At 69.7% G+C, this 17,116-nt stretch carries 21 protein-coding genes and 1 tRNA gene; 13 read left to right on the top strand and 9 right to left on the bottom strand.

Annotation, left to right across the window (positions count from 1 at the left end):
• The first annotated feature begins 43 nt into the window (after positions 1 to 43).
• The 4 genes from LCN96_RS37755 (at position 44) to LCN96_RS37740 (ending at position 3,420) form a co-directional block, all read left to right on the top strand.
• Positions 44 to 961 carry a LysR family transcriptional regulator gene (locus tag LCN96_RS37755; protein WP_225267216.1) on the top strand — a complete coding sequence of 306 codons (918 nt, stop codon included), beginning with the start codon at positions 44 to 46 and terminating at the stop codon, positions 959 to 961.
• A gap of 29 nt (positions 962 to 990) precedes the next feature.
• Positions 991 to 1,938 carry a chorismate-binding protein gene (locus LCN96_RS37750; RefSeq protein WP_225267215.1) on the top strand — a complete coding sequence of 316 codons (948 nt, stop codon included), beginning with the start codon at positions 991 to 993 and terminating at the stop codon, positions 1,936 to 1,938.
• Positions 1,939 to 2,769, top strand: coding sequence for an aminotransferase class IV (locus LCN96_RS37745; RefSeq protein WP_225267214.1), 831 nt, complete (start codon positions 1,939 to 1,941; stop codon positions 2,767 to 2,769).
• 186 nt (positions 2,770 to 2,955) lie between these two features.
• Complete coding sequence (locus LCN96_RS37740) at positions 2,956 to 3,420, top strand: hypothetical protein (protein WP_225267213.1); 465 nt, start codon at positions 2,956 to 2,958, stop codon at positions 3,418 to 3,420.
• A 352-nt stretch (positions 3,421 to 3,772) separates the two neighbouring features.
• Here the strand turns inward: LCN96_RS37740 and LCN96_RS37735 are convergent, their stop codons facing one another.
• Positions 3,773 to 5,107 (bottom strand): LVIVD repeat-containing protein, encoded by a 1,335-nt coding sequence (locus LCN96_RS37735; protein WP_225267212.1) that lies wholly within the window; start codon positions 5,105 to 5,107, stop codon positions 3,773 to 3,775.
• Positions 5,108 to 5,298: 191 nt separating this feature from the next.
• On the opposite strand from LCN96_RS37735, the gene LCN96_RS37730 reads away from it, so the two are divergent.
• Complete coding sequence (locus tag LCN96_RS37730; protein WP_225267211.1) at positions 5,299 to 5,856, top strand: DUF305 domain-containing protein; 558 nt, start codon at positions 5,299 to 5,301, stop codon at positions 5,854 to 5,856.
• 268 nt (positions 5,857 to 6,124) lie between these two features.
• Here LCN96_RS37730 and LCN96_RS37725 read toward each other — a convergent pair whose 3' ends face one another.
• The gene (locus LCN96_RS37725) at positions 6,125 to 6,541 is read right to left on the bottom strand and encodes an SsgA family sporulation/cell division regulator (protein WP_103958541.1); all 417 of its coding nucleotides are present in this window, start codon (positions 6,539 to 6,541) and stop codon (positions 6,125 to 6,127) included.
• 470 nt (positions 6,542 to 7,011) lie between these two features.
• Between LCN96_RS37725 and LCN96_RS37720 the strand changes: the two genes are divergently transcribed.
• Positions 7,012 to 7,086, top strand: a tRNA-Val gene (locus LCN96_RS37720).
• A 47-nt stretch (positions 7,087 to 7,133) separates the two neighbouring features.
• Here LCN96_RS37720 and LCN96_RS37715 read toward each other — a convergent pair.
• The 7 genes from LCN96_RS37715 to LCN96_RS37685 all read right to left on the bottom strand — a co-directional run bounded on the left by LCN96_RS37715 (position 7,134) and on the right by LCN96_RS37685 (position 13,590).
• A complete protein-coding gene (locus LCN96_RS37715; RefSeq protein ID WP_225267210.1) occupies positions 7,134 to 8,423 on the bottom strand; it encodes a tyrosine-type recombinase/integrase in 1,290 nt (429 codons plus the stop codon).
• 9 nt (positions 8,424 to 8,432) lie between these two features.
• Positions 8,433 to 9,332 carry a hypothetical protein gene (locus tag LCN96_RS37710; RefSeq protein ID WP_225267209.1) on the bottom strand — a complete coding sequence of 300 codons (900 nt, stop codon included), beginning with the start codon at positions 9,330 to 9,332 and terminating at the stop codon, positions 8,433 to 8,435.
• Complete coding sequence (locus LCN96_RS37705; RefSeq protein ID WP_225267208.1) at positions 9,329 to 9,679, bottom strand: hypothetical protein; 351 nt, start codon at positions 9,677 to 9,679, stop codon at positions 9,329 to 9,331. Before LCN96_RS37705 ends, LCN96_RS37710 begins: the two co-directional genes overlap by 4 nt.
• Positions 9,680 to 9,858: 179 nt before the next feature.
• Positions 9,859 to 10,644, bottom strand: a complete 786-nt coding sequence (locus tag LCN96_RS37700; protein ID WP_225267207.1) for an SAM-dependent methyltransferase — start codon at positions 10,642 to 10,644, stop codon at positions 9,859 to 9,861.
• Positions 10,641 to 11,447, bottom strand: coding sequence for a helix-turn-helix domain-containing protein (locus tag LCN96_RS37695; RefSeq protein ID WP_225267206.1), 807 nt, complete (start codon positions 11,445 to 11,447; stop codon positions 10,641 to 10,643). Before LCN96_RS37695 ends, LCN96_RS37700 begins: the two co-directional genes overlap by 4 nt.
• A 419-nt stretch (positions 11,448 to 11,866) precedes the next feature.
• On the bottom strand, positions 11,867 to 12,706 hold the full coding sequence (locus tag LCN96_RS37690) for a protein phosphatase 2C domain-containing protein (RefSeq protein ID WP_225267205.1): 840 nt from the start codon (positions 12,704 to 12,706) through the stop codon (positions 11,867 to 11,869).
• Positions 12,707 to 12,714: 8 nt separating this feature from the next.
• Complete coding sequence (locus tag LCN96_RS37685; protein WP_225267204.1) at positions 12,715 to 13,590, bottom strand: hypothetical protein; 876 nt, start codon at positions 13,588 to 13,590, stop codon at positions 12,715 to 12,717.
• Positions 13,591 to 13,859: 269 nt separating this feature from the next.
• Here LCN96_RS37685 and LCN96_RS37680 point away from each other — a divergent pair, with 269 nt between their 5' ends.
• From LCN96_RS37680 to LCN96_RS37650, 7 genes are all read left to right on the top strand, one after another.
• Positions 13,860 to 14,195, top strand: a complete 336-nt coding sequence (locus tag LCN96_RS37680) for a hypothetical protein (RefSeq protein ID WP_225267203.1) — start codon at positions 13,860 to 13,862, stop codon at positions 14,193 to 14,195.
• Positions 14,192 to 14,371, top strand: coding sequence for a hypothetical protein (locus tag LCN96_RS37675; protein WP_225267202.1), 180 nt, complete (start codon positions 14,192 to 14,194; stop codon positions 14,369 to 14,371). The genes LCN96_RS37680 and LCN96_RS37675 overlap by 4 nt, the downstream gene beginning before the upstream one ends.
• Positions 14,368 to 14,829, top strand: a complete 462-nt coding sequence (locus LCN96_RS37670) for an SsgA family sporulation/cell division regulator (protein ID WP_225267201.1) — start codon at positions 14,368 to 14,370, stop codon at positions 14,827 to 14,829. Before LCN96_RS37675 ends, LCN96_RS37670 begins: the two co-directional genes overlap by 4 nt.
• Positions 14,826 to 15,065: a hypothetical protein gene (locus LCN96_RS37665; RefSeq protein ID WP_225267200.1), complete on the top strand. Its 240-nt coding sequence runs from the start codon at positions 14,826 to 14,828 to the stop codon at positions 15,063 to 15,065. The genes LCN96_RS37670 and LCN96_RS37665 overlap by 4 nt, the downstream gene beginning before the upstream one ends.
• A complete protein-coding gene (locus LCN96_RS37660) occupies positions 15,062 to 15,265 on the top strand; it encodes a hypothetical protein (protein WP_225267199.1) in 204 nt (67 codons plus the stop codon). Before LCN96_RS37665 ends, LCN96_RS37660 begins: the two co-directional genes overlap by 4 nt.
• Positions 15,262 to 16,002, top strand: a complete 741-nt coding sequence (locus LCN96_RS37655; RefSeq protein WP_225267198.1) for a hypothetical protein — start codon at positions 15,262 to 15,264, stop codon at positions 16,000 to 16,002. Before LCN96_RS37660 ends, LCN96_RS37655 begins: the two co-directional genes overlap by 4 nt.
• Positions 16,003 to 16,098: 96 nt before the next feature.
• Entirely contained in the window at positions 16,099 to 17,112 is a 1,014-nt protein-coding gene (locus LCN96_RS37650) for a DUF2637 domain-containing protein (RefSeq protein ID WP_225267197.1), read from the top strand.
• The last annotated feature ends 4 nt before the right edge of the window (positions 17,113 to 17,116 follow it).

The following is a 17,116-nucleotide window of genomic DNA, read 5'->3' as shown; positions in this document are numbered from 1 at the left end:
CCTTGGCGAGGTATTCCACCACCGACTAGATTGCATGGCAGCCATGCCTGACACGAATGCCTTCGACACCGGCGCGCTGCGGCTCTTCGACGAGGTCGCCAGGAGCGGCTCGTTCACGGCCGCCGCCGAGCTGCTCGGCTACACCCAGTCGGCGGTCTCCCGCCGCGTCGCCGCGCTCGAACGCGCCGCGGGCGGGCCGCTGTTCGAGCGGCTGGCGCGCGGCGTGCGGCTCACACCGGCGGGCGCGGCCCTGCACCGGCACGCCGTCGCCGTGCTCGACCGGCTCGACCGGGCGGGCGAGGAACTGGCCGCCATCCACCGGGGGCACGGGGGGATCCTGCGGGTGGGCTCGTTCGCCACGGCCAACATCGACCTGCTGCCGGGCACGCTGAAACGGTTCCTGGCGCGGCGGCCCGGCGTCGAGCTGCGGCTGACCGAAGGGCTCAGCGCCCGGCTGATGGAGCTGCTGCACTCGGGCGCGCTCGACGTGGCCGTGATCAGCGACTACCCGGCGGGGCTGCCGGGGGAGGGGGCGCGCACGGTGCCGCTGCGCGAGGACCGGCTGCTGGTCGCGCTGCCCGCGCACCACCGGCTGGCCGGCGAGCCCGACGTGGACCTGCGCGACCTGGCGGGAGAGAGCTGGATCGAGGCCGCCCCGCGCGGCCAGCCGACGCTGCTGGTGACGGCGTGCGCGGCGGCCGGGTTCACGCCGCGCGGCGGGCCCCGGGTGGCGGAATGGTCGGGGAAGTTCGGGTTCGTCGCGGCGGGGCTCGGGGTGACGCTGGTGCCGGAGCTGGCGGCGCGGGCCGTACCGGCGGATCTGGTGCTCAGACCGCTCAGGGGTACGACACCCGCACGCCAGGTCTACGCGGCCCTGCCCGAGTCGCCACTGCCCGCCGCGCTGGAGCTGGTCGAGATGCTGGGAGAATGGGAGGTGTGTACGACGGATTCGCCCACTTAGGCGGCTTTCTCGCCAGCGGGTTGCGCGACGTGACCTCGGACCTCGCCGCGCTCGACGGAGAGGGCTGGTGGGCCGTCGTGGTCGACTACGAGGGCAAGGTGACGTGCGCCCGGTTCGACCGGGTGCGCAGGTCGCCCCTGCCCGCGTCCGCCGGTCCCTGGCACGGGCCCCGCCCCGGCCAGTGGCACAGCTCGCTCGACCAGGCCGCGTACGAGCGCGGCGTGCGGGTCATCCGCGACTACATCGAGCGGGGCGAGGTCTACCAGGCGAACCTGTGCCGCATCCTGACCGCCCCCGTGCCGCCCGATGCCGACCCGCTCGCCCTGGCGGCCAGGCTCGCGGCGGGCAACCCCGCCCCGTACGCCGCGGTCATCGACGTCCCCGGCCTGAGCGTGGTGTCCGCCTCGCCCGAGCTCTACCTGTCACGTGACGGCGACGTCGTGGAGTCCAGGCCCATCAAGGGCACCGGCGCGACCGCCGGCGACCTGCTGGAGAAGGACTACGCCGAGAACGTCATGATCGTCGACCTCGTCCGGAACGACCTCGGCAGGGTGGCCGCCGTCGGCTCGGTCGAGGTGCCGTCGCTGTGCGCGGTCGAGGAGCACCCCGGGCTCGTCCACCTCGTCTCCACCGTGCGCGCCCGGCTGGCGCCGGGGGCGGGCTGGCCCGAGCTGTTCGCGGCGACTTTCCCGCCCGGATCCGTCACGGGTGCGCCGAAATCGTCCGCTCTGCGCATCATCAATGAGCTCGAACCAGCCCCGCGCGGCCCGTACTGTGGGGCCGTGGGCTGGGTCGACGCCGACCGAGGCAGGGCGGCGCTGGCCGTAGGCATCAGAACATTCTGGATCTCCGGCAGCGAGATCCGGTTCGGCACGGGAGCGGGCATCACCTGGGGCAGCGACCCCCGGCGCGAATGGTTCGAGACCGAGCTCAAAGCAGCCAGGCTCATCGCACTGGCATCCACAGGAGGAGACTGAATGAACATCCCTGTCTGGGTCAACGGGGAGCTGATCGACCCCGCTCTAGCCACTGTGTCGGTGTTCGACCACGGGCTGATGGTCGGCGACGGCGTCTTCGAGACCATCAAGATCGTGGACGGCAAGTCGTTCGCGCTCACCCGGCACCTCGATCGGCTCACCCTCTCGGCCCAGCGCATGGACCTGCCCGACCCCGACGTCGACGCCATCGCCGACGGCATCACCAAGCTCCTGGAGGCCGCGCCCGCCTGGGCGCTGGGCCGCATCCGCGTCACCTACACCAGCGGCCCGGGCCCCCTCGGCTCCGACCGCGGCGACCAGGGCACCACCGCCGTCGTCATCGTGGACGAGCAGAAGCCGTTCCCCGCCACCGCGAACGTCGCCGTCGTCCCGTGGCCGCGCAACGAGCGCGGCGCCCTGGCGGGGGTCAAGAGCACCTCGTACGGCGACAACGCCAAGGCCCTGCTGCACGCCAAGAGGCGCGGCGGCGGCGAGGCCATCTTCGGCAACCTCGCGGGCAACCTGTGCGAGGGCACCGGCTCCAACATCTTCGTCGTCCGCGACGGCCGCCTGCTCACCCCCACCCTCGCCTCCGGCTGCCTGGCCGGGGTCACCCGCGCGCTGGTGCTCGAATGGTGCGGCGGCGAGGAGGCCGACGTGCCGCTGTCGGCGCTGTACGAGGCCGAGGAGGCGTTCCTCACCTCCACCACGCGCGACGTGCAGCCGATCAAGCTGGTCGACGACACCGAGCTGCCGGCCGCACCCGGTCCCATCACCACCAAGGTCATGCGCATCTTCGCCGAACGCTCGGCCGCCGACCTGAACCCCTGATCGTGTTCCTCCTGGTCCCCCTGGCCACCCGCGGCCGGGGGCGGCCTATATTCGCCCTACATTTTCCGCGTTCGGCTTCAGGGCTTCGGCAGGCGGCGTTACGCTGCTCGCGCAGAATCGCCCGAACGTGATGTGAGTTTCGTTATGAGTGGGGATGGCGGTGCGTCAGTGCCGCCGATTTCAAGAATGGGCGCGATCGTCACCGTGGAGCGCGTGCTGGCACGCACTCCCGCACTCGCCGTCCTGCTGCCGCTGATCCAGGCGTACGACGTCGGCTGCCTGCTGGGCCTCGACGTCCTCGCACGTAACGCCGCCGCCCCGCGCGGGCTGGCGGTCCACCTCGACGCGGCGTTCTCCGGCGAGGAGAGCACGTCGCTGCACGTCTCGCTGCGTTACCCGGACGGGGTGGAAGTCGCTTCCGGCGATGATCGGCGGTGCGCGCCGCCGAGCCTCTCCTGGTTTCCGGGAGGGGCGCGGGGGGATGCGACGTACACGCTTTATCAGATGCCCTTGTGGCTGTTCCCGCTGCCGCCGGCAACGGATTTCCAGCTCACCGTGGAATGGGCGTGGGCGCGCATCTCGCCTACCACTGTGGTGTTGGATGGGGCGGCGATCTGCGTGGCTGCGGAGCGTTCTGCTGCGCCGTTGTGAGTGGGCTTGTGTTTGTTTACGGCAGGCCAGGTGGGCGCCGCCCGCCGTCCTGTGCTGACGGCCCTCCAGGGGGACGCTCCGCCGCGCCTCACCGCCACCTCGCCGTTACGCGCGCACGTTGCCCGATCAGGTGGTGAAGTGGGCACCCCGGTCGCGCGACGGCGCGACACGGATCCACCGGCCGGGCGCCGGCAGAACCCCGGCACGCCCATCGCGCACCTACGGGACAGGTGCACCGCCCGCCGCCACATCAACCCCAGCCGCCCGGGAGGCTGGACGGCCGGGGGCGGTCAACCGGACCGGTGACGGGGGCCGGTCCGGTTGGCCGGGGTGGTGCTGCTGTCGCCCGGACTCAGTAGGACTTCTGTGTCTGGACGTTGAAGTCGTCCATCTTGACCTGCTTGGCCGGATCGGTCAGCGGGTCGGTGATCTCCAGGACGTCCAGGCCCTGCGTCATGTCGCTGGAGTAGATGTAGCCGTTGTAGTAGTAGGCCGACCAGGTGCCCGCGATGCCGCCGCCCTGGTGCGGGCCGCGCTCGAAGTAGCCGATCTCCTTGGGGTTCGCCGAGTCGGTGAAGTCCCAGATGGAGACGCCGCCCTGGTACCACGACTGGACCATGATGTCCTTGCCGTCCACGGGGATCAGGGAGCCGTTGTGGGCCACGCAGTTCTCGTTCGGCTGCTGCTCCCGGGGGATCTTGAAGTAGCCCCGCCTCTCCAGCTTGCCGTCGACCAGGTCGTAGATGGCGTTGGCGCCCTTGGTGACCGGCGTGTTGCGGTCGCAGGTGGCCTGGCCGCCGCCGCCCAGCTCGTCGCTGAAGACGATCTTCGTGCCGTCGTTGTTGAACGTCGCCGAGTGCCAGATCTGGAAGTTCTCCAAGTCGGTGAGCTGCTGGAGGACCTTCGGCTGCACCGGGTCGGAGATGTCGAGCAGCACGCCGTCACCGAAGCAGGCGGCCGCGGCCAGCTTCTTCTCCGGGTAGGCGGTGATGTCGTGGCAGCCGGAGGCGAGGTCGGAGTGCTGCCGCTCGGGGAAGATGTCCGGCTTCGCCACGACCTTGGCGGACGCCGGCGACTTCACCGGCACCTCCACGATCGAGATGAGCTCGTGCGGAGCCGGGCAGGTCTGCGAGTCGGGCTCGGGGCCGGGGGAGGAGACGTACACGTACAGCGTCTCACCGGCGGGCACCATGGTGTGCGTGTGCGAGCCGCAGTCGGTCTGGACCGCGCCCACGTACTCCGGGCTCTTCTTGTCGCTGACGTCGAAGATCCGCAGGCCTTCCCAGTTCCGCTCGTCGCCCGAGTCGCACTCGGGGCCGCCGCGCGGCTCGTCTATCGACAGGATCAGCAGATCCTGGTAAATCGTCACGTCATTCTGTTGCGCCGGGCAGGACACCTGGCTGACGAGCTGGGGCTTGGCCGGGTTGCTGATGTCGTAGATCGAGAACCCGCCGAAGTTCCCCACGTAGGCGTAGTCGCCCTGGAACGCAAGATCGGTACCTAGGTCGCCCTCGCTGTCGAACGGAGCCGTCAGCGGCATGTTGGCGACGTGCTTCACGTTGTCGCTCGTCATCACGTCGCCCGAAGGCGAGGTGGCGGGCGTGCCGGCCGCAGCGCTGGTCTCCTGCGGGCTCGCGGGTGTCGGTTCACCGGTGGCGCCAGGCCCCGCGGCACACGCGGAGACCACGAACAACACCGTACACAGCAACACTCCGCGCAACTTGGCAGAGATCAACGCGCATCCCCTTTGTCTCGTAGCTCACTATGGAAGCTATGTCAGCAGGTTATGGGCCGCGTACGGTCTTCATCACAGTTATGTGGACATTTGCCCTTGCCGCCTGCTCCCAGCAACCCACCGAACCGGTGGACCGATCGCCGGTGGGCACGCAGGCTCCGGTCATCGTGCCGGGCAGCCCAGGCGCGCCGGCCCGCACGGCGACACCGGGGGAGCGCGTCGGGCCGACCCCGTCCCCCACGGTCGCCTCGGACGTGCGCTTCGTGGAGGGCATGATCCCGCACCACCGGCAGGCGCTGGAGATGACGTCCCTGGTGGAGGCGCGGACGACGACGGCGTCCATCCGCGCGATCGCCCGCCAGATCTCGGCGGCGCAGACGCCGGAGATCAAGGCCATGACCGCCTGGCTGGCGGAGCTCGGCCGCCAGGTCCCGGCGGGGCACGGGCACGCGCAGGGGGCGAGCTACGGGATGGCGACGCAGGAGGAGCTGAACGCGCTGCGCGCGGCCCGAGGCGCGGCCTTCGACCGGCTGTTCCTGCAGCTCATGACCAGGCATCATGAGGGGGCGGTGAAGATGGCGGGGGAGCAGCTGGCCGGGGGGCGTGATCAGCGCATGCGCATGATGGCCAAGGATGTGTATTCGGGGCAGAGCATCGAGATCGCCCGGATGCGCGAGGTCCTGGAGTCACTTCCGGCCTGAACGCGGCGGGAAGTCACTGCTGGCTTGAACGCGGCGGGAAGTCACTGCTGGCTTGAACGCGGCGGGGAGTCGCTCCCCAGCCCGAACGCGACGGGAAGTTCCTCTCGGCCCGAACAACGGCAGGGAATCCCTTCCGTGACAGGAGGTCTCTCCGGGCCCGAACACGACGGGGAGGCCCCGCCACCGGGCGGAACCTCCCCTTCGCACAAACGTGTCCGGCCCCCTCGGGGATCGCCGGACGACTACCCTGCCGCTGCCCTGGCCAGGGTCAGGACGGCCAGAGCATGTTGGTCAGCTCGGCATCCAGATCCATGTAGTCGGTCTCCCGCCCGGCGGGCACCTTCTCGTAGGTCCGATGGAGGAACTCGGTCAGCGGGGCCAGCGGCACTTCGAAGAGCGCCTGCCCGAACGGCGATGTGAGGCTGATGTGCAGGGTGCGTTCGCCGTCGGCGCGCGCGGGCCACACCTGCACGTCGCCGTCGCCGACACGCCTCACGATGCCCACGGTGAGCAACTCGCGGGCAAAGATCCACTCGACCGGCTCGTCGTTCCCTACGTGGAAGGCCATGCGGATGGCGTACGGGTCGTCGGCTGTGTAACTCAGTCCGGCGAGCAGGGGGACGGTAGTACGGTCGGGGACCACAAGCCGAAGGCCAAGCTCGGCGGAGACGGTGGTGCTGTTCATCGTCAGCCAAACCTTTTCGTCGTAGGTCCCCTCTACGGGGCTTTCACTGCTCTGACGGACTTCGTCCTGAGCTATGACGCGGAACGAAGAAACCTGTAGGAAAGATTCCGCTCCTAGGGCCTTCTGTAACGCACATCACAGCTGGACATTTAGGCATCTACCAGGCTAAACGGCATCAATCGGGTCGTATTTACAAGGGTTTTGCGTGCTGTGGAGCCTGCCCCGGACGCGCCTCCCATGAACGTTTCTCGCGAAAAGATCATGGCCGGAGGGATCCGGGACACGACGATGGTATGCCACCCGCCCGCCGCGCCGATGGGCAACCGCCGCGTTTCACCCGAATCCCTCTGACCCGCCACCCCGGCGGGTCGTCCGGGTCCATGATCGTCCCGGAGGGCAATCGGTTCGCTGTAGCTGCCGGAGTGCGGTATGGTTTTCCACGTCGGCACCGCAAGGAAGCCGACGAGGGCGGGCGATTAGCTCAGCGGGAGAGCGCTTCGTTCACACCGAAGAGGTCACTGGTTCGATCCCAGTATCGCCCACCAGCGAAAAGTCCCCCGGAAGAGATCCAAATCCGGGGGTTTTCCGCTTTCTACGGCACGGCGTGCGTTACACGTGCGTGATCGCTACGAGCAGCCCACGCGCGGCGCACCGCGTCGTGCGCCCCCGGCATCAGATGCGCGTAACGCTGCGTAGTGCGCGGGTCCTCATGGCCGAGCAGCATCTGCACCTCGTACAGGCTCACGCCCGCCTGCACCAACCAGCTGGCCGCGGTGTGCCGCATCACGTGAGGAGACCAGCGCGGGATCCGGTGCGCCGCCACATCGCACGAGTCCGGCCGGCAGCCCGGCGTCTCATCGGCCCACGGTGAGTCCTCCACCGCCCGATGCCCGCACACGCGGGCCCGCGCCACCGCCGGATACCAGACGCGGTCCCGCCAGTTACCGTCGTCGATCGGGCCGCCCTCCGGCGCCGGGAACATCAGCCCCGGGCACGGACCGCGGCCCGGCCGCACGGTGCCGTTTCGAAGGATCGTCGGACACGTGCACCCGGCCGCCCACGCCGCCTCGGAGACGAGCGGCGCCAACCGCTCCATGATCGGCGGCGGCACCGGCGCCACCCTGTGACTCATCCGCGACTTCGGGTACGGCCGCAGCCCGTGCCGGGTCATCACGTGCACGACCGCGATCTGCTGGCGGATCACGTCCACCTGGTCGGCGTGCAACCCGAAGATCTCGCCCTGCCGCATCCCGACGTCCATGCCGAGCTCGACCAGCAGGCGTGCCCGGCTGCCGGAGCGCGCCTCCACCGCCGCGTACAGCGCGTCCGCCTGCCGGTGCTCATAGAACTTGACCTCGCCCGGCTCGATCGTCGGCAGCGGCAGCTTCTCGAACGGCGAATGCTCCACGAGCGGAGGGCGGGCCTCCATCGCCATCTTGTAGATCGCCGTCATGACGAAGGCGATGTCGTGGATGGTCCGCGGCTTCAGCAGGGACGCCGGCGCGTCGCTCTTCTTGCTGGCGTTGCCGCGCCGCTTGGAGCGCAGACTCTTCGCCCATGCGACCGCCTGGTCGCGGGTCACCGCCTTCACCGGCCAGTCACCCCACACCGGCTCGCAATGGGTGCGCCACAGGCTGCCCTGCTTGTCCAGGGTGGGCAGCTCGCCACCGCCCAGCTCCAGGCACTTGGCGTACCACTCCCGGATGGTGATCTCACCGGCGCGCGGGTCGCGCACCTCGCCGCGCGCATACCTGGCCTCCAGGTCGAGGGCCCACGCCTTGACCACCGACTTGAGCCGGTTCGACTTCGTCACCCGCTTACCGTCCGGCTTGTAGACGGTGGCCTGCCACTTCCCTGAGGGGAGTTGACGGTATGACGGCACGGTTCCTCCTTACAGGCACACGCCGGCGCCGAGCAGGTCGCCGACGCCCACGTCCAGGTCGACGAGGCGGCAGTCGTCTCCGCCGACTTCCACATCCACCACCGGGCCGCGCGTCGGCTCCGGCTCAGGCGCCGGTTCCGGCTGCGGTTCGGGGGCAGGCTGGTCGGGCTCGTCCACTGTAGGCGGCGGCTGCGACGATCTGGCCGGTGCCGGCCGCGCCTCCTGCGACCGGCGCGGCTCCGGCTCCTGCGCGGCCTGCGCCTCGGGCTGGCTGGTGCGGGGCCGCGCCGTGGCGGCCGAGGTGTGCGGGGCTGGCCGCCGGGTGGAGGAGCTGGCGGACGGCTCCGGTTCTTCCCGTTCGCGGTCGATGGCGCGTGGCGGGCGCTCCGGGTCGCCGTCCCCGGCGGACTGGGCCCGGCTCGGTGGTGGGGTGGCGGCGGGGGACGTGACCGTGGTGCGCGACGGCGCCGGGGTGTCCGACCATGACGGCCCAGACGAGGCGGGCACGGCCGGGGTGACGGTCACCACCCGGGTGATCTTCGCCGCCACCACGGGACGCCTCTCCTCCTCCAGGGTGCCGGTGACGGTGAGCGCCGCCGTGCCCAGCACCGCGACGGTGCCCGCGCCGGCGACCGCCGCCGCGGTGCGCGGATAGTCGTTCACGCGGCGCGCGGCCGCGTCCCACAGCAGCGCGATCCACGGCAGCAGCGCGAGCCTGCCCTGCTCGAACGGTTCGAGTGCTGCGGCGATGGCGTCGTCCCGAGCCGCCCCGTGCAGCGTCTCGTCCACGTCGACCACGATGACGCCGTCATCGCGGCGCCGCGCGACCGCAGGGGCGTCGGCGTTGGCGACGTTGCGCTCGATGTGCGGCGGTAACTGCCTGCGCCGCCGGCGGCGGTGGCGGCTCATGGGAGGGCCTCGTCGGCGTAGTGGTGGACGATCCGCCCGTACGCCTCGTCTGGGTCGGCGAACCCGCCGGGCGGGGCGACGATCACCAGGGTGCGGCCGTCGACGGCGGCGAGCACCGGCCGCATGCTCCCGGAGGGGACGGCCATCTCGGCGCGCACCTGCGGCGGCGGCGTGTAGCGGGCGACCTGCTGTTCCAGCCCTTGGATGCGGGCGAGCAGGGCGGCGATGAGCTGCTTGTGCCGGTCGTTCTCGGCGCTCATCTTGTCGAGGCGGCGCCTGCACAGGGCGGTGCTGTGCAGCTCGCCGGTCGGGGTAGCGGCGGCTACCGGGTGGTTCGCTTGCTCCAAGTCAACATCGTCTTTGATGTTGGTTCACCCCCTCGTGTGGTCCTGCGCCCGCCGCGCAGGTTCTGCCGTCGTTCCTTGCTGTTCTCGCGTTTCGCCCCTCGCCCCCACAGCGCACGCAACGCTCACGTCATGCGGTCATCACGATGCGCGCCGTCATGTTTCATTGTGATCCGATTCCGTCACGGGCGCAGCACCCCAACCGCGGCCAGCGCCTCCGCCGACTCCTCCGGGTACGGGTCGCCCTCCCTCGGGTGCCACTCGTGCAGCGGAACCAGGCCCGGCTCGACCAGGTCGAAACCGTCGAACAGCCGCATGATCTCGCCGGTGGTGCGGGCCTTCATCGGGTTGCTGGTCTGCCCGTACAGCTTCTCGGCCGCCTCGACCATGGCAGGCGACAGGTAGTCGGTGCAGCCGTGCGAGAGCGCGAGCATGCTGCCCGCCGGCAGCCCGTCGCGCAGTTCGGCGTGCGCGCGGGCGACCGTGTCGTCGTCGCGGATGAAATGCCACACCGCCACGGTCAGCACGGCTATCGGCCGGTTGAAGTCGAGCATGCCGCGCACGTGCGGGTGCAGCAGGAAGCTGGCCGGGTCGCGCAGGTCCCCGTTGACGGTGATGACGCCGTCCTCGTCGCGCAGCGCCTTGCCCTTGGCGATCGCGACCGGGTCGTTGTCGACGTAGACGACCCCGGCGCGGGGGTTGACCTCGTGCACGACCTGGTGCACGTTCGGCGTGGTCGGGATGCCGGCGCCGACGTCGAGGATCTGGTCGTAGCCCTGCTCGGCCGCGTATCGGGCGGCCCGCAGCGCGAAACCGCGGGTGGCTCTGGCGGCGTTGCGCGCGTTCGGCACCGCGGCCACGAACGCGTCGCCGGCCTGGCGGTCGCACTCGTAGTGGTCGGTGCCGCCGAGCAGGTAGTCGTAGATGCGTGACGCTGACGGCAGCGAAGCGTCGAAGGTGCTGGTCACCGATGTTCTCCTAGGGTGCGGCGGATGCGGGCGAGATGGTGCGGGGTGTCGTCTCGGCAGTGGGCGACGCCGATGAGCTGGTCCCACAGCAAGCCGTAGCGCTCCATGGCGACCAGGTCGATGACGTCGCTGGTGTAGTGGCGGATGGCGAGGGTCTGCCGCTTCCCCGGCACCCGGAAGATCGTGAACGGTGCGCTGCAGGGCTGGAACGGCGAGTCGCCCGGCAGGATCTGCACGGTGATGTCGCGTGCCTCGGTGGCGGCGATGAGCGCGTCGAGCTGCCGCAGGTGCATGGCGAGGTCGCCGGCGATCGGCCGCCACAGGACGGGCTCGTCGATGACGGCCCACAGGCGTGCGGTGCGTGCGTCTTGGCGGCGCAGCACGTTCTTGACCGCGTTCTCGGTGGCGTCCGTCAGGGGGGCGGGGTAGTGGCGGGCCAGCGTCGCCGCCCGCGCGTACTCCTCGGTTTGCAGCAGGTCGGGCAGCTGGAGCGGGTCAAAGGTGCGGATCAGGTCGGAGGCGTGCTCGTGATGCCACAGCACGGTCTCCTCGAGGGGCACGTCGTGGTCGTCCCACCAGGCGGGGTCTCGCTCGCCTACGGCCACGCTGATCAGCACTTCGCGCTGGGCGGGGTCGGTGACGCCGTACAGGGCGAGCAGGTCGGTCAGGTCCTGGCGCTGCAGCGGGGTGAGCCCGCGCTCCATGCGGGAGATCTTCGAGACGGATCCGTCGACGGCTGCGGCGGCGGCGTCTTGGCGGAGGTTGCGCTGGAGGCGGAGGTGGCGCAGGCGGGAGCCGATCATCTGCCAGATGGCTCTCTGCTGGTCGCTGCCCACTGCGCCCCCAGGGTCGGAGTTTCGCCCTTGCGCAGGTACCCCCCGGCTCCTGACGCTTGGTGAGATTAAGCGGGCCCGTAATGCCGTGTCCAGGGGGGATTACTCTGCGTAGAGATCACAGAATTTGCATATGAGGGCTTGAAGGGGCCTCATATTTGCATCGGCTCTCTGACCTGCGCGTTCACAAGCGTGAATCAACGCTAAAAGTGACGGCGTTATAGCTCTGCGGATAGCTTGTTACCGTTGAACCAGGTCACAGCAGGTCATCTGATGGGTAGCCGTCTTGACACGGGCGCGATCATGTGTTCGAGACACCCTCACGTTAGGCGGCTGTCGAGGTACTTCTGTACCGGCTCGTAGAACGGGGCCCATGACAGCCGCCAGGTTCAGGCTGAGAGGTCCGCCCGGATAGGCAAGTAAGCGGCGGCGATGTCGTCGCGTCGTTTTGCTCGTGGCCAGAGTTCCCCATCAGGATCGCTGGCCTCCGCTGCTCGCACACGATCGAACAGTCGCTCAGGGGCCGCAGAACCGAGGATGTCGAGCGCGTCCATGAACGACCCGAGTCCAAACTCCACAAAGCGGGTCGCTCCGTCCGACAGCAGTGCAACCCGACGCACATCTTCTGTCCTATATGACCCTGTAAGGGCGTCGTATGCCGCCTCGGGATCGTTTGAGGCAATCGGATATCCACCCGCTCGTCTGTTGCGCATGAGCCGCTGATTCTCGACGAACCGAATTCGTGCCGCCTGGTGCTCGGGCGTACCGGTGGGCAGGACGGCCATGGCTTGCCAGAGATCCGCGCCCACGCTCTCGATTCGCCGGTCTGAGACGGTCTCCACTTTGCCGTCCACGTCCGCGATGAACGTGGAGTCGCCGAGCACCAGGTACTCGACGATGCCGTTGACGTGCCGAACCATGACGACGGTGCTTGATGGGGTGCCCGGGTGGTTGAGGTCGCACCACACACAGTGAAGCTCGGCGACGGAGTTGATGGCCTGTGCCAGCGCGGTCGTCAGTGCCGTGCTGGGATTGCGCATGTTGAACATCAGGTGGTCGCCGAGCTGGTTCACGTACCAGGGCGTGCCGTGGTGGCAGCCGGTCGCGAGTTCGCGAGGGCCTCCGGCGCCGTCGAGTAGCACAGCGCGGGCGGAGGTGCTATTGACGGCGGCACCGACATAGTCCTCGTTCAATTGATCGTCGCGGCCGGGCCTGGTGTCGAGGTACATGATGCTCCTCAGCGCTTGTGGACGTAAATGGGGGTGGCCAGCTCTGCGCCCAGGAGATTCTTGCCGTCCGGCGATGCAGTCACCTTCACTACCGCCGACCAGAGATTCCGGTGTGCTCGCTGCCAGAGGTCGGCGACGTTTCGGATGAAGAAGTCGACGGCGCCGGCAGTGCCAGGGCCATGGGCTCCTCCTAGGTACAAGAAAGAGCCTTCACCATCGGGGCGCCGAATCCGTCCAATGTGGGCGTAGCAGGTGCGCGGGTCGGTGCTGGCGGCGTCTCTCTCGTCGAAGTCGGATCGGTATTCGACGTTCTCTCTGGCATTGGTGAGCAGCCAGTTCTCGGTGTCTGCGATCCGTCGCCACTTGATGACAGGGTCCGCCGTGATGGCCTGGGCGATAAGCGGCGAGATGCGCGGCCCGACGAGCACAGCCAAGTTGTCGCGGTTCAAGTCGATGTAGCCGATGCCTTCGCGGACCATGGCCACTTCAGTTTCGAGGCCCATCTCCCCGGCAAGCCGCTCCAGTTGTGCTACGGCTGCACGGGTTGTCACTAAGACGGACGGCCGTGCGTGGGTGCTCTCTTGCTTCTCCACGACGGCCAAGGTCAGCAAGGCTCCGGCTCTAGGTTTTGGGACCAGGAGTGCTCGCTCCGGTCCTGGTCCAGTCGTCACCAGCTTGTTGAGCCTGGAGCGTGTTACGCCCAGTTCGCGAGCAACATCCGCTTGGCTCATGCCTCCGCGAAGCATCTCGTCGATTGCTTCACGCCGGATGCCCGCGAGTTCGTCGATCAGGCCACTCAGGCGGCTCTGCTCGCGCCCAACAGCTTTGGCTCTTTCGACAGGATCGTTGATTTGCCGAATCGACTCGACTTCGTGGTCGCGCATGGCTCTGCTGCCTCCCTCCTGTCTCCAGCCCCAGAGTGTTAACGGGGGGTGACAAGATTTGCGTTATCGCCTGTTGACGATACCCGGTGTAGTGGGTACCGTCCATGACGTAAGCACGTTAACGCGGGTTGACGCTCAGGACTAGTAGCCACGCGTTGACAGAGGAGAGGCCCAGAAGCACGACGGGCCCAGTCGGTGTTAGCCGCACCGACTGGGCCCTCGATCTCGATCCTGACTTCACCAGGAGGAGACCTGTGGGTAATCATTCCATGTCCGGAGATCGCTCCGGCACCCCCCACTTCCGTATCGTTCCCGGCCAGCGTCAGCCTGAGCCGCAGCACCAGCCGTGGTGCGCCAATCACGCCCACAGCACTCCGGGCGACTTCGGCACGTGCGAGAGCGAGTCGATCGACGGTGGCGGACGCATCCCCGTCTCCATCGCCTCCGACCCCGTCCTGGGCGTGCGCTTCGACATCGGCGACCTCACCCTGGAGGGCGCCACGGTGGACGAGGCCGAACAGCTGATGCTCGCGCTGTCCATCCAGGTGGCCCGCGCCCGCGGCGTCGAGATGCCGCCGAGCATGCTCGCGGCGGTGACCCGATGAGGTACGCGACCGCCCACCACGAGGCCGAGATGCTGGCCACCAACGGCGCCAGCCGCGCCCTCCTGCTCGACCGGGCCACCCGCCACGACGACGTCTCCGAGTACGGGGCGGCGCAGGCGTTCCGTGACGTCGCCGGCCACTACCCGGCCGAAGCGCTCGCGGAGGCAACCCAATGAAGACGATCATCCGGCGGCGGGTCACCCTGTGGAACGCGGCCGCGCACGGCGACCAGCCGCACGACGCCACCCTCATCTACCGGCGCGACAACCCGTTCGCCGTCGAACTCATCCTGCCGCTGCGCGCCCCGGACACGGTCACCAACGATCGGCTGCTCGTCCACCCCGGCAGCCGCAACGGCCACATCTCGGTGTTCATCCCGTTCAGCCGGGCTCTGCTCATCGACGGCCTGGAGGAGCCGGCCGGTGAGGGCGCGGTGCGGGTGGAGCCGCACATTGTCGATTCCGGCTACATCAGCGTGACGCTGCCGCTCACCGCCGACGGCGTCGAGTTCTATACCGAGCGGGCGCCGCTGGAGGCGTTCGTCGACGAGACGCTGCGCATGCTGCCGCTCGGCGGCGAGATCCCGATCGCGGACGCGGCGTTGGACCGCTGGCTGGCCGGGGTGACGGCGTGAGCACCGCGACGATCCCCCCCGTCCCCGACGACGTGCAGGCCGCGCTGGCGCCGCTGCTCGCCGCCGGCGTCACCACCGCCGCGGCCGCCGAACGGCTGCACATGTCCAGGACGGACGCGTGGCACATGCTCGACAACCTGCGCCTGGCCGGGGTCGCCCGGCTGTGCCCGTGCGGCACCGGCGTCCTGTGGTGCTGCGCCATCCCGTCCGCCCAGCAGAAGGGCTCGAACCGATGACCATCCCCCAGACGACCGCCGACCAGGCCGCCGAGGTCGCAGGCCAGGCGACGGAACTGCTCGACCGGGCCGTCTCGCACGCCAGGCATGCGCCGTCCGAGGCGATGACGTACGCGGTCGCCGGCGTCGGCAAGGCGCTGCTCGCGGTGGCCGCCGAACTGGCCGCGCTGCGCGCCCAGCAGCAGGAGGTGCCGCGGTGACGGCGACCGACCCGTTCACCACGCCGGCCGAGGCCGAACGCGAGGCCCGCGTCAAGCAGGCGCACGACCTGCTCGGGAAGGCGTGGAAGACGGACCACCGCCCGTACCACAGCGGGGGCGCTCAGACCTACAACTACTCGGACGCAGCGGGGGCGATCCGCGATGCGCTGGTTGGCCAGGGCCACGCGCTGCTGGCCGTACGCGACGAGTTGGCCGACATCGCCCAGTCGCTGCGCACGCTGGCCGCGATGCCGACAACGGTGGCGAACGTGGCCCTGGCCGTGACCTCGGTACAGGAGACGCTGGCCGAGCACACGGCCGCCGCCGTGGACGCGGGCGACTCGCTGGCCGACGCCGTGCGTGAGGTCGCCGACGTGTTCGACCGGCCGCGCTGGTGGCAGTGGCGCCGCCGCCGGGCGGCGCGGCGCGCATGGGAGACGCCCGCCGCCGAGATGTACGAGTTCCGGCTGGAGTTGCTGCGCCCTGTCGAATCCGACGACGGCAGCGACGACGGCCAACCGCTTGCCAGCGCCACCTTCGACGCCACGTACGCGAACGCCGCCGACGTCGCCCGGGCGATACTGCCCGGCCTGTGTGAGCAGGCCAGGATCCCGGCCGACCCGAACGAGGTGTACGGCCGCGTCTCCGGGCGAGCGGCGGGTGGCGAGTTCGGGTTCCACGACTTGGTGTTCCTGCCCGGCGCCTCCGTGATCGACGCGCCGCCCGGCGGCTTCTGACGCTGACGCTCTGTCCGGCCGTCCGGAGGTGATCCGGGCGGCTCACAGAACGCCAGACCCAGCGCCCCACAGACGAGAACGATGGAGACGATAGACATGATCGAGACGCTTCCGGAGGCTCCGCCGTACGAGGCCGCCGGCCACCCGTCCGAGGGTGTCCCGGCGCCCGGCCGGTGGAACCCGTTCAGGCGCCGCCGGGCGGCCGGCACCGTCGCGCCGGAGCCGCCTGCGCTGGCTGCCGAGACGGTCACCGCCGCGGCGCCGGTGGAGGTTCGGGACACCCCCGCGACGGTGTCCCAGACGTCGGTGGCCCGCCGCACCGCCGTCGTATTGGCCGTCCTCCTCGCCGCCGTGATCGCGGTCGCGTTCCGGGGGTCGTGGACCTCCCAGTCGGACGCGGCTCGCGCCGCCCACTTCGACGCGACAGGCGCCTTCCTGTACCCGTTCGCCCCCGACGGGCTGATCGTTCTCGCGCTCGTCGGGGCCGTCGTGCTGCGGCACAAGTTCGGGCCCCGCCTGTACTGCCTGACCGTCGTCGTCCTGTTCACGATCACGAGCTATGTGGTCAACCACCTGCACGGACTCGGCACCTTCGTCATGGTCAACGGCGAACTCGTCACGTCCCTGGAAGGCTGGGTGGTGGGTCTCATCGCCGGCCAGCTCGTCGGGTCGATCGCGTTCGGCAGCCACATCCTGATGCACGTGTTCCGACACCTGTTCCCGGAGGCGCTCGACGGCGCCGCGCGCACGATCGCCACCCCCGCCGCCACCGAGGTCGGTCCGCAGAGCGGTACGGGACACCCGGCAGGCGGTGTCCCGGCCGACCCGGAGGCGGAGCGCGAGGAGCGCAAGGAGTACGCGGCGAAGGCCGTACGGCTACTGCTCGACAACGGGATCAAGCCGACCCGGAAGCGGCTCGCCGCCGACTACGGGATCAGCGAGCGACAGGTGTCCTACGTGATCGCCGATGTGGAGCGCGAGCGGGAGACCGAGGCCGCTGAGGAGACGCCGGCTCACACCGCTGGACGGGCCGCCGCCCCCGCTCCGGTGCCCGTCCTGGCCGGGGCCGGATCGGTGAACGGACACGTCCCGGGAGGCGAGGCCGCGTGAGCGG

The organism is Nonomuraea gerenzanensis (genome assembly GCF_020215645.1).
GTDB classification, from domain to species: Bacteria; Actinomycetota; Actinomycetes; order Streptosporangiales; family Streptosporangiaceae; genus Nonomuraea; species Nonomuraea gerenzanensis.
This window is presented reverse-complemented; position numbering and strand designations above follow the sequence as displayed.

Bases quoted from the DNA above. Each gene is read 5' to 3' on its own strand.
- LCN96_RS37755 (WP_225267216.1), top strand. From the start codon at position 44: ATGCCTGACACGAATGCCTTCGACACCGGCGCGCTGCGGCTCTTCGAC.
- LCN96_RS37745 (WP_225267214.1), top strand. From the start codon at position 1,939: ATGAACATCCCTGTCTGGGTCAACGGGGAGCTGATCGACCCCGCTCTA.
- LCN96_RS37740 (WP_225267213.1), top strand. From the start codon at position 2,956: ATGGGCGCGATCGTCACCGTGGAGCGCGTGCTGGCACGCACTCCCGCA.
- LCN96_RS37725 (WP_103958541.1), bottom strand. From the start codon at position 6,541: ATGAACAGCACCACCGTCTCCGCCGAGCTTGGCCTTCGGCTTGTGGTC.
- LCN96_RS37710 (WP_225267209.1), bottom strand. From the start codon at position 9,332: ATGAGCCGCCACCGCCGCCGGCGGCGCAGGCAGTTACCGCCGCACATC.
- LCN96_RS37695 (WP_225267206.1), bottom strand. From the start codon at position 11,447: ATGATCGGCTCCCGCCTGCGCCACCTCCGCCTCCAGCGCAACCTCCGC.
- LCN96_RS37690 (WP_225267205.1), bottom strand. From the start codon at position 12,706: ATGTACCTCGACACCAGGCCCGGCCGCGACGATCAATTGAACGAGGAC.
- LCN96_RS37685 (WP_225267204.1), bottom strand. From the start codon at position 13,590: ATGCGCGACCACGAAGTCGAGTCGATTCGGCAAATCAACGATCCTGTC.
- LCN96_RS37680 (WP_225267203.1), top strand. From the start codon at position 13,860: ATGTCCGGAGATCGCTCCGGCACCCCCCACTTCCGTATCGTTCCCGGC.
- LCN96_RS37675 (WP_225267202.1), top strand. From the start codon at position 14,192: ATGAGGTACGCGACCGCCCACCACGAGGCCGAGATGCTGGCCACCAAC.
- LCN96_RS37670 (WP_225267201.1), top strand. From the start codon at position 14,368: ATGAAGACGATCATCCGGCGGCGGGTCACCCTGTGGAACGCGGCCGCG.
- LCN96_RS37660 (WP_225267199.1), top strand. From the start codon at position 15,062: ATGACCATCCCCCAGACGACCGCCGACCAGGCCGCCGAGGTCGCAGGC.
- LCN96_RS37650 (WP_225267197.1), top strand. From the start codon at position 16,099: ATGATCGAGACGCTTCCGGAGGCTCCGCCGTACGAGGCCGCCGGCCAC.